Source organism: Mycobacterium sp. 852002-40037_SCH5390672, from assembly GCF_001665875.1.
Lineage (GTDB): Bacteria > Actinomycetota > Actinomycetes > Mycobacteriales > Mycobacteriaceae > Mycobacterium.
The window spans coordinates 1-529 of record NZ_LZTA01000074.1; the positions used below are offsets into that span (position 1 = coordinate 1).

The 529-nt window shown below is 71.1% G+C and carries 1 protein-coding gene; it reads right to left on the minus strand.

From position 1 onward, the window contains the following. Nucleotides 1-529 (minus strand): VWA domain-containing protein (locus tag A5782_RS12840; RefSeq protein WP_156623918.1); only part of this gene is annotated, 529 nt, incomplete at both ends.

Sequence of the window (529 nt, forward strand, 5' to 3'; positions counted from 1 at the left end):
GCCGCGGTGAACGCCCCCTGCGGGGCATTGGGGTCCAGCGGCACGTTCTCACCGCCGTCGGACTCCAGCACGATCCGCGCCGGCGGTGGGCCGTCGCCGCCGCCCATCACCGAGCCGACCGTCGCGATGGCCTGTAGCGCGGTGAAGATGCCTTCTCCCGTAGCGGTTTTCGGGGCGGGTTGCAGGCTGTCGATGCCCGCTTTCACCGCGCCGCGGTTGGTCGTCGGCGGCACCAGCAGCGTGGCGTTGGCCGCGAACCCGACCAGCCCGAGGTTGATGCCGGGCGTGAGCTGGCCGGCGAACTGGGTGGCTGCCTGTGCGGCGGCCTTGAGCCGGTTGGGTTCGACGTCGGTGGCCCGCATGGACTGCGACATGTCGATCACCAGCATGATGACGGCGCGATTGCGCGGGATGCGCATGTCGTGGGTGGGGGTGGCCAGCGCGATGGTCAACAGCACCAGGGAGAGCAGCGACACCGCGATCGGGAGGTGCCGCCACGGCGACTGCGGCACGGGGGTGTCGGTGTAGC